This window comes from Streptomyces sp. NPDC057743, assembly GCF_042798755.1.
Lineage (GTDB): Bacteria > Actinomycetota > Actinomycetes > Streptomycetales > Streptomycetaceae > Streptomyces.
On sequence record NZ_JBHVJX010000017.1, the window covers coordinates 87,841 to 97,780 of the forward strand.

The following is a 9,940-nucleotide window of genomic DNA, read 5'->3' on the forward strand; positions in this document are numbered from 1 at the left end:
CACCGCGATGTTCCGCCGCGCATTCTGGTTCACCACCGGCGCCGCCGCCGGGGTGTGGGCCACCAACAAGGTCCACCGAAAGCTGCGCAAGTTGCAGCCCGACAGCCTCGCCGCGCAGGCCGCGGACAAGGCCGTCGAGACCGGACACCGGCTGCGCCAATTTGCATTGGACGTGCGCGCCGGAATGGCGGACCGTGAAGAGCAACTGCACGACGCCCTCGGGCTGGCCGAGCCCGCCGAGGTGCGCGAGCTGCCCGCACCGCGCCGCGCGGTGCTGGACACGTCGTACCGAACCACGAGAACCCCCGGACTGACCGGACCGACCGGAAATGAGGACCACTGATGGAGTCGGCTGAAATCCGCCGCCGCTGGCTGCGCTTCTTCGAGGAGCGCGGGCACACCGTCGTGCCGTCGGCGTCGCTCATCGCGGACGACCCGACGCTGTTGCTGGTCCCCGCGGGCATGGTCCCCTTCAAGCCGTACTTCCTCGGCGAGGTCAAGGCGCCCTTCAAGACCGCCACCAGCGTGCAGAAGTGCGTGCGCACGCCGGACATCGAAGAGGTCGGCAAGACCACCCGGCACGGCACGTTCTTCCAGATGTGCGGCAACTTCTCCTTCGGCGACTACTTCAAGGAAGGCGCCATCAAGTACGCCTGGGAGTTGCTGACGACCCCCGTGGCGGAGGGCGGCTACGGCCTGGAGCCGGAAAAGCTCTGGATCACCGTCTACTTGGAGGACGACGAGGCCGAGCGCATCTGGCACGAGGTCGTCGGCGTGCCCAAGGAGCGCATCCAGCGCCTGGGCAAGAAGGAGAACTACTGGTCCATGGGCGTCCCGGGCCCCTGCGGCCCGTGCTCGGAGATCAACTACGACCGCGGCCCCGAGTTCGGCGTGGAGGGCGGCCCGGCCGTCAACGACGAGCGCTACGTGGAGATCTGGAACCTGGTCTTCATGCAGTACGAGCGCGGCGCGGGCCTCGGCAAGGAGGACTTCGAGATCCTCGGCGAGCTGCCGAGCAAGAACATCGACACCGGCCTCGGCCTGGAACGCCTGGCGATGATCCTCCAGGGCGTCCGCAACATGTACGAGACCGACACCCTGCGGGTCGTGATCGACAAGGCCGGCGAGCTCACCGGCGTCCGCTACGGCACCGCCGACGACTCCGACGTCTCGCTGCGCGTGGTCGCCGACCACATGCGTACCTCCACCATGCTCATCGGCGACGGCGTCACCCCCGGCAACGAGGGCCGCGGCTACGTCCTGCGCCGCATCATGCGCCGCGCCATCCGCAACATGCGGCTGCTGGGCGCCACCGGCCCGGTCGTCGCCGAGCTGCTCGACGTCGTCATCAAGACGATGGGTCAGCAGTACCCGGAGCTGCTGGCGGACCGCAAGCGGATCGAGACGGTCGCCCTCGCCGAGGAGGCCGCCTTCCTCAAGACCCTCAAGGCCGGCACCAACATCCTCGACGGCGCCGTCACCGAGACCAAGGCCGCGGGCGGCACGGTGCTCCCCGGCGACAAGGCGTTCCTGCTCCACGACACCTGGGGCTTCCCGATCGACCTCACCCTCGAAATGGCCGCCGAGCAGGGCCTGTCGGTGGACGAGGACGGCTTCCGCCGGCTGATGAAGGAGCAGCGGGAGCGCGCCAAGGCCGACGCCCAGGCCAAGAAGCATGGCCACGCCGACATGTCGGCCTACCGCGAGATCGCCGACAAGTCCGGCTCCTCGGTCTTCACCGGCTACACCGACACCGAGGGCGAGGCCACCGTGGCCGGCCTGGTGGTCAACGGCGTCTCCGCCCCCGCCGCCCACGAGGGCGACGAGGTCGAGGTCGTGCTGGACCGCACGCCGTTCTACGCCGAGGGCGGCGGCCAGCTCGCCGACACCGGCCGGATCAAGCTGGACAACGGCGCCGTCGTCGAGGTGCGCGACGTCCAGCAGCCGGTCCCCGGCGTCATCGTGCACAAGGGCGTGGTGCAGGTCGGCGAGGTGGTGCTCGGCTCCGCCGCGTACACCAGCATCGACATCAAGCGCCGCCGGGCCATCGCCCGCGCGCACAGCGCCACCCACCTCACCCACCAGGCGCTGCGCGACGCGCTGGGCCCGACGGCCGCGCAGGCCGGTTCGGAGAACTCCCCGGGCCGCTTCCGCTTCGACTTCGGCTCGCCGACCGCGGTGCCCGGCTCGGTCCTCACCGACGTCGAGCAGAAGATCAACGACGTGCTCTCCCGCGAACTCGACGTGCACGCCGAGGTCATGAGCATGGACGAGGCCAAGAAGCAGGGCGCCATCGCCGAGTTCGGCGAGAAGTACGGCGAGCGGGTCCGCGTGGTCACCATCGGCGACTTCTCCAAGGAACTGTGCGGCGGCACGCACGTCCACAACACCGCCCAGCTGGGCCTGGTGAAGCTGCTCGGCGAGTCCTCCATCGGCTCCGGCGTGCGCCGCGTCGAGGCCCTGGTCGGCGTGGACGCCTACAACTTCCTGGCCCGCGAGCACACCGTCGTCTCGCAGCTCACCGAGCTGGTCAAGGGGCGCCCGGAGGAGCTGCCGGAGAAGATCTCCGGTGTCCTGGCCAAGCTGAAGGACGCCGAGAAGGAGATCGAGAGGTTCCGCGCGGAGAAGGTGCTCCAGGCCGCGGCCGGGCTGGCCAAGGACGCCAAGGACGTCCGCGGGGTGGCCCTGGTCGCCGCCCAGGTCCAGGACGGCACCTCCGCCGACGACCTGCGCAAGCTGGTCCTCGACGTGCGCGGCCGGATCCAGGGCGACCGCGCCGTCGTGGTGGCCCTGTTCACCGTCGCGAACGGCCGCCCGCTGACCGTCATCGCCACCAACGAGGCCGCCCGCGAGCGCGGCATCAAGGCCGGCGACCTGGTCCGCACGGCAGCCAAGACGCTCGGCGGTGGCGGCGGCGGCAAGCCGGACGTCGCCCAGGGCGGTGGCCAGAACGCCGCCGCGGTGCCCGAGGCCATCGGCGCCGTCGAGCACCTCGTGGCCGAGGCGGCCTGACGGTCGTGAGTGAGATGCGACGCGGTCGCCGCCTCGCCGTGGATGTCGGGGACGCCCGGATCGGGGTCGCCTCGTGCGACCCCGACGGGGTCCTCGCCACCCCCGTCGAGACCGTGCCGGGGCGGGACGTCCCGGCCGCGCACCGGCGGCTGAAGGCGATCGTCGAGGAGTACGAACCGCTGGAGGTCGTGGTCGGCCTGCCCCGTTCCCTCAGTGGGGGAGAGGGGCCGGCCGCGGCCAAAGTCCGGGCGTTCGCCCAGGAGTTGGCGCGGAACATCGCCCCCGTAGGGGTCCGGCTGGTAGACGAGCGGATGTCCACGGTCACCGCGACCCACGGTTTGCGGGCCTCCGGCGTCCGCAGCAAGAAGGGCCGCTCGGTGGTCGACCAGGCCGCCGCGGTGGTCATCCTCCAGAGCGCGCTGGAGACCGAACGCACCTCCGGGCGGCCGCCCGGGGAGCCCGTCGAAGTGGTCATCTGATCGCGGTACGGTAACGTTCCGCGGGTTGTGGCGGCGGTTCGAACGGCCGCGCGTGCAAAGCAGAGGCGGATCGGTTCCGCAGGCGCTGCCCGGACGGCACGCCCCGCCTCTCGTCTCTAGGGGATCGATGACCGAGTATGGCCGGGGCTACGGCTCCGAACCGTGGCACCCCGACGACCCGCTCTACGGAGACCGGGGCCCGTACGGAAGCCAGGAGCAGCAGCCTCAGTGGGCCGGGCAGCAGCCCACCGGGTATCCCCAGGAGCAGTACCCCCAGCACGCCCAGCACCAGCAGTACCCGCAGCAGCAGTACCCGACGGGGCACGGCGGTTGGGACGGCGCGCAGCCGCAGGGCGGCGGGCCGGCGTACGACCCCTACGGGCAGCACCCGCAGCCCGACCCGTACCTCCACCCCGACCAGGGCTACCCGGCCCCGCACCACACCGGTCAGCACTACCCGGGCCAGGAACCCTACGGAGCCCCGGACGGCTACGGGATCCAGGAGACCCAGCAGCTGCCGGCCCAACAGGCCGGCGCGCAGCACGGGATGCCGGGGGTGCCCGATCCGCACCCGCATCACGAGCAGTACGAGCAGGTGCCGCCGCAGGGACCGGGCGGTCATCCGGAGGGGCCCGGCCCGCAACACCCGCAGGCCGGGCCCTCGTACGAGGACCCCGCCGCCGTCGGGGACGACTGGCGGGCGGTGCCGGACGCCGAGGAGCCGGAGCGCCGCCGGGCACCGGAGCGGGACCATCCGTTCTTCGCCGACGCCCCGGACGACGAGGACGCCGGCCGCGACGACGAGGACGACCGGCGGTCCGGCCGCGAGCGCCGGGGCCGGAACAAGAAGAAGAACAAGCGCCGCAGCGGCACCGCCTGCCTGGTCGTGGTGGTGGGCCTGACCGCCGTCGTCGGTGGCGTGGGTTACTTCGGCTACGACTTCATCAAGCGCCACTTCATCCCGTCGCCCGACTACGAGGGTCAGGGCAGCGGCGACATCCAGGTGACCATCCCGGACGGCGTGCCGCTCTCCCAGATGGGCACGATCCTCGCCCGGGACGGTGTGATCAAGAGCGCCGGCGCGTTCACCGAGGCCGCCGACGACAACAAACAGTCGCGGAGCCTCCAGCCCGGCACGTACACCCTGCGCAAGCAGATGTCGGCCGCGGCCGCCATCCAACTCATGCTGGACCCCAAGAGCCGCAACGGCCTGACGGTCCGGGAGGGGCTGCGGGCCGACGGGGTCTACGAACTCATCGACCAGAAGCTGAAGTTGAAGGCGGGCACCACGAAGGAAGTCGCCAAGACCCAGAGCAAGAACCTCGGACTGCCGTCCTGGGCCGACGACTCCCCGAAGATCAAGGACCCGCTGGAGGGCTTCCTCTACCCGTCGACCTACAGCGTCGGCGAGCACGCCAAACCCGAGGACGTGCTCCGGGAGATGGTCTCGCGGGCCACCCAGGAATACCAGAAGTACGATCTCGAAACGAACGCCAAGAAATTCCATCTGGATTCCCCGCTCCAACTCCTCACCGTCGCGAGCCTCACCCAGGCCGAGGGCATGACGCACGACGACTTCCGGAAGATGGCGGCGGTCGTCTACAACCGGCTGGCCCCGACCAACACGGCCACGAACCAGAAGCTGGAATTCGACTCGACGTTCAACTACCTCAAGAAACAGAGCAAGATCGACATTCCGCTCAAGGAGATCCGGGGCTACAACGACCCCTACAACACCTACTTCTACAAGGGGTTGCCGCCCGGACCGATCGGCAACCCCGGTGCGGAGGCGTTGCGGGCGACGATCAATCCGGACGACTCCGAGAAGTGGCTCTTCTTCCTCTCGTTGGACGGCAAGAAGACGGACTTCACCACGAATCTCACCGAATTCAACAAGCTCTACCGGCAATTCCAGCAGCAACAGGCGCAGAAGAAGAACGGAAGCTGAAGGCCAGGCCGTGTCCCACAGGTCCGACAACAAGAAGGCGGCGGTCCTCGGATCGCCCATCGCGCACTCCCTCTCGCCGGTCCTGCACCGCGCCGCCTATGACGAACTCGGGCTCACCGGCTGGGAGTACGGCCGCCACGAGGTCGACGAGGCCGCGCTCCCCGGATTCCTGGAGCAGCTCGGCCCCGAGTGGGCCGGCCTGTCGCTGACCATGCCGCTCAAGCGCGCGGTGATCCCGCTGCTGGACGAGATCAGCCCCACCGCGGCCTCGGTCGAGGCGGTCAACACCGTCGTGTTCACCCCCGACGGGCGCCGCCGCGGCGACAACACCGACATCCCCGGTCTGCTCGCCGCGCTGCGCGAGCGCGGCGTCGAACGGGTCGAGCGCGCCGCCGTCCTGGGCGCCGGCGCCACCGCTTCCTCGGCGCTGGCCGCGCTCGCCCGGATCTGTACCGGCGAGGTCACCGCGTACGTGCGCAGCGCGGCCCGGGCCGACGAGATGCGCGGCTGGGGCGAGCGGCTCGGCGTCGAGGTCCGCACCGCCCCCTGGGACGACGCCGCCGCGGCCTTCGAGGCGCCGCTGGTCATCGCCACCACCCCGGCCGGCAGCACCGATCCGCTCGCCGCCGCCGTCCCCGACCGTCCCGGCACCCTCTTCGACGTGCTCTACGAGCCCTGGCCGACCGCCCTGGCCGCCGCCTGGGCCGACCGCGGCGGCGCCGTCGTCGGCGGCCTGGACCTGCTGGTCCACCAGGCCGTCCTCCAGGTCGAGCAGATGACCGGCCGGGCACCGGCGCCGCTGGCCGCGATGCGCCGGGCCGGCGAGGCGGCGCTGGCGGCCCGTTAGCGGCGCCCTCGGACCGGCCCCGAGCCGGTCCCGGGCGGTCCGCACCCTGGACGGGGCGCCGCACGGCGCCCGCGACGTGGGAGGATCGGAGCAGACACGCGGATGCGCGAACGATGAGCAGGACTGAGGAGCACCGTTGAGCAGGTTGCGCTGGCTGACGGCGGGGGAGTCGCACGGCCCCGCACTGGTGGCGACGCTGGAGGGCCTTCCCGCCGGCGTGCCGATCACCACGGAGATGGTGGCGGACGCCCTGGCCCGCCGCCGGCTCGGCTACGGCCGTGGTGCCCGGATGAAGTTCGAGCGCGACGAGGTCACCTTCCTCGGCGGCGTGCGGCACGGCCGGTCGCTGGGCTCCCCGGTGGCGATCATGGTGGGCAACACCGAGTGGCCCAAGTGGGAGCAGGTGATGGCGGCCGACCCGGTGGACGAGGCCGAACTCGCCGAGCTGGCCCGCAACGCCCCGCTGACCCGCCCCCGCCCCGGCCACGCCGACCTCGCCGGCATGCAGAAGTACGGCTTCGACGAGGCCCGCCCGATCCTGGAGCGCGCCTCCGCCCGCGAGACCGCGGCCCGGGTCGCCCTCGGCACCGTCGCCCGCTCCTTCCTCAAGGAGACCGCCGGCATCGAGATCGTCTCGCACGTGGTCGAACTGGCCGCCGCCAAGGCCCCGTACGGTGTCTACCCGACCCCCGCCGACGTCGAGAAGCTGGACGCCGACCCGGTGCGCTGCCTGGACGCCGACGCGTCGAAGGCGATGGTCGCCGAGATCGACCAGGCCCACAAGGACGGCGACACCCTCGGCGGCGTCGTCGAGGTGCTGGCCTACGGCGTCCCGGTCGGCCTCGGCTCGCACGTCCACTGGGACCGCCGGCTGGACGCGCGGCTGGCATCGGCCCTGATGGGCATCCAGGCCATCAAGGGCGTCGAGGTCGGCGACGGCTTCGACCTGGCCCGGGTGCCCGGCTCGAAGGCGCACGACGAGATCGTCGCGACCGACGAGGGCATCAAGCGCTCCTCCGGTCGCGCCGGCGGCACCGAGGGCGGCCTGAGCACCGGTGAACTCCTGCGTGTGCGGGCCGCGATGAAGCCGATCGCCACCGTGCCGCGGGCCCTGGCGACGATCGACGTCACCACCGGCGAGGCCACCAAGGCGCACCACCAGCGCTCCGACGTCTGCGCGGTCCCGGCCGCCGGCATCGTCGCCGAGGCGATGGTGGCGCTGGTGCTGGCCGACGCGGTGCTGGAGAAGTTCGGCGGCGACAGCGTCCCGGAGACCCGGCGCAACGTCCGCGGCTTCCTCGACAACCTGGCGATCAAGTGACCGCGCCCGTCGCCGTGTTGGTCGGCCCGCCCGGCGCCGGCAAGTCCACCGTGGGCGAACTGCTGGCCGACCGGCTGGGCGTCGGCTACCGCGACACCGACGCCGACATCGTCGCCACCGCCGGCAAGCCGATCTCCGAGATCTTCATCGAGGACGGGGAGGAGCACTTCCGCGCCCTGGAGCGGGAGGCGGTGCGCGCCGCCCTGGAGACCCACGCGGGGGTGCTCTCGCTCGGCGGCGGGGCGATCATGGACGACGGCACCCGGAAGCTGCTGACCGGCCTGCCGGTGATCTTCCTGGACGTCGAACTCGCCGACGCCGTCAAGCGGGTGGGCCTGGACGCCCCCCGCCCGCTGCTCGCGGTCAACCCCCGCAAGCAGTGGCGCGAGCTGATGGAGCGGCGCCGCCCGCTCTACACCGAGGTCGCGCGCGCCGTGATCACCACGGGGGAGCGGCCCCCCGAGGACGTCGCCGACGCGATCGTGGACGCTTTGGAGCTACGGCCGGCCGCGGATGCCGCGCGGCCCGCCGGCAGGGAGGAACAGGCATGACGGAGCACGCCACCCGCATCCACGTCGGCGGGACCGCCGGCACCGACCCCTACGAGGTGCTCGTCGGGCGGCAGTTGCTGGGCGAACTCCCCGGCCTGATCGGCACCCACGCCAAGCGGGTCGCCGTGCTGCACCCGGAGGCGCTGGCCGCCACCGGCGAGGCGCTGCGCGAGGACCTGGCCGCCCAGGGCTACGAGGCGATCGCCATCCAGCTCCCCAACGCCGAGGAGTCCAAGACCGCCGAGGTCGCCGCCTACTGCTGGAAGGCGCTGGGGCAGACCGGCTTCACCCGCACCGACGTGATCGTCGGCGTGGGCGGCGGTGCCACCACCGACCTGGCCGGCTTCGTCGCCGCGACCTGGCTGCGCGGGGTCCGCTGGATCGCCGTCCCGACCACGGTGTTGGGCATGGTGGACGCCGCGGTCGGCGGCAAGACCGGCATCAACACCGCCGAGGGCAAGAACCTCGTCGGCGCCTTCCACCCGCCGGCCGGGGTGCTCTGCGACCTGGCCGCGCTCGACTCCCTCCCGCCGCACGACTACGTCTCCGGGCTGGCCGAGGTCATCAAGGCCGGCTTCATCGCCGACCCGGCGATCCTCGACCTGATCGAGGCGGACCCCGAGGGCGCCAAGCGCCCCGACGGTCCGCACACCGCCGAGCTGATCGAGCGGGCGATCCGGGTCAAGGCCGAGGTGGTCTCCGCCGACCTCAAGGAGTCCGGCCTGCGGGAGATCCTCAACTACGGCCACACCCTCGCGCACGCCATCGAGAAGAACGAGCGCTACAACTGGCGGCACGGCGCCGCGGTCTCCGTCGGCATGGTCTTCGCCGCCGAACTCGGCCGGATCGCCGGCCGGTTGGACGACGCCACCGCCGACCGGCACCGCGCCGTCCTGGCCTCCGTCGGGCTGCCGCTGACCTACCGCGGCGACCAGTGGCCCAAGCTGCTGGAGACCATGAAGGTCGACAAGAAGTCCCGCGGCGACCGGCTCCGCTTCATCGTCCTGGACGGCCTGGCCAAGCCGACCGTCCTGGAGGGCCCGGACCCGGCCATGCTGCTCGCCGCGCACGCGGAGATCGCCTCGTGAGCCGCAAAGTCCTGGTCCTCAACGGCCCCAACCTCGGCCGGCTGGGCTCCCGCGAGCCCGACGTCTACGGCGCCACCTCCTACGCCGGGCTGGTCGCCGAGTGCGCCCGGCTCGGCGGGGAGCTGGGCTTCGAGGTCGAGGTGCGGGAGACCAACGACGAGGGCGAGCTGGTCCGTTGGCTGCACGAGGCCGCCGACGGCTCGATCCCGGTCGTCATCAACCCCGGTGCGTTCACGCACTACTCGTACGCGATGCGGGACGCGGCGGCGCAGCGCACCGCCCCGCTGATCGAGGTGCACATCTCCAACCCGTACGCCCGCGAGGAGTTCCGCCACACCTCGGTTATCGCGGCCGTCGCCAGCGGCACCGTCGCCGGCTTCGGCATCGGCTCGTACCGGCTGGCGCTGCGCGCCCTCGCCGAGGAACTAGACGGCTGACCGCCGCCCCGTTCGGACATCCGCACCCTCGCCCGTTCATTCGACGGACCCCGGGGGTAGGAAGACCTCCCGGCAGCAGCCGGGGGAGTACGGTTCACCGCAGCACCACCGGGCGGGCACCAACGACCCGTGCCCGCCCCGCAGTTGTCGCCGGCGCACCCGGCCCCCAGCCCCGGGCGCCCCCCCCCCCAACGCCCCGGGCGCGCCCGGTTTGCCGGGGCCCCGCCACCCGGCCGCGCCCCCGGCCGCCCCCGGGG

9 protein-coding genes are annotated in these 9,940 nt (G+C 72.1%); all 9 read left to right on the forward strand.

Features of this window, described 5'->3' with window-relative positions; genetic code table 11:
* Positions 1–7 precede the first annotated feature (7 nt).
* The 9 genes from ACFVFQ_RS20905 to aroQ all read left to right on the forward strand — a co-directional run bounded on the left by ACFVFQ_RS20905 (position 8) and on the right by aroQ (position 9,683).
* Entirely contained in the window at positions 8–343 is a 336-nt protein-coding gene (locus ACFVFQ_RS20905) for a DUF6167 family protein (protein ID WP_383418134.1), read from the forward strand.
* Positions 343–3,012 (forward strand): alanine--tRNA ligase, encoded by a 2,670-nt coding sequence (alaS, locus tag ACFVFQ_RS20910; protein WP_383418136.1) that lies wholly within the window; start codon positions 343–345, stop codon positions 3,010–3,012. The genes ACFVFQ_RS20905 and alaS overlap by 1 nt, the downstream gene beginning before the upstream one ends.
* A 14-nt stretch (positions 3,013–3,026) precedes the next feature.
* Positions 3,027–3,491, forward strand: coding sequence for a Holliday junction resolvase RuvX (gene ruvX / locus ACFVFQ_RS20915; protein ID WP_383418337.1), 465 nt, complete (start codon positions 3,027–3,029; stop codon positions 3,489–3,491).
* A 127-nt stretch (positions 3,492–3,618) separates the two neighbouring features.
* Positions 3,619–5,439 carry an endolytic transglycosylase MltG gene (gene mltG, locus ACFVFQ_RS20920; protein ID WP_383418138.1) on the forward strand — a complete coding sequence of 607 codons (1,821 nt, stop codon included), beginning with the start codon at positions 3,619–3,621 and terminating at the stop codon, positions 5,437–5,439.
* Positions 5,440–5,449: 10 nt separating this feature from the next.
* On the forward strand, positions 5,450–6,286 hold the full coding sequence (locus ACFVFQ_RS20925) for a shikimate dehydrogenase (protein WP_383418140.1): 837 nt from the start codon (positions 5,450–5,452) through the stop codon (positions 6,284–6,286).
* Positions 6,287–6,422: 136 nt separating this feature from the next.
* The gene (gene aroC, locus ACFVFQ_RS20930; protein WP_383418142.1) at positions 6,423–7,607 is read left to right on the forward strand and encodes a chorismate synthase; all 1,185 of its coding nucleotides are present in this window, start codon (positions 6,423–6,425) and stop codon (positions 7,605–7,607) included.
* Positions 7,604–8,158, forward strand: a complete 555-nt coding sequence (locus ACFVFQ_RS20935) for a shikimate kinase (protein ID WP_383418145.1) — start codon at positions 7,604–7,606, stop codon at positions 8,156–8,158. The genes aroC and ACFVFQ_RS20935 overlap by 4 nt, the downstream gene beginning before the upstream one ends.
* The gene (gene aroB / locus ACFVFQ_RS20940) at positions 8,155–9,246 is read left to right on the forward strand and encodes a 3-dehydroquinate synthase (protein ID WP_383418148.1); all 1,092 of its coding nucleotides are present in this window, start codon (positions 8,155–8,157) and stop codon (positions 9,244–9,246) included. The genes ACFVFQ_RS20935 and aroB overlap by 4 nt, the downstream gene beginning before the upstream one ends.
* Complete coding sequence (aroQ, locus tag ACFVFQ_RS20945; RefSeq protein WP_383418151.1) at positions 9,243–9,683, forward strand: type II 3-dehydroquinate dehydratase; 441 nt, start codon at positions 9,243–9,245, stop codon at positions 9,681–9,683. The genes aroB and aroQ overlap by 4 nt, the downstream gene beginning before the upstream one ends.
* The last annotated feature ends 257 nt before the right edge of the window (positions 9,684–9,940 follow it).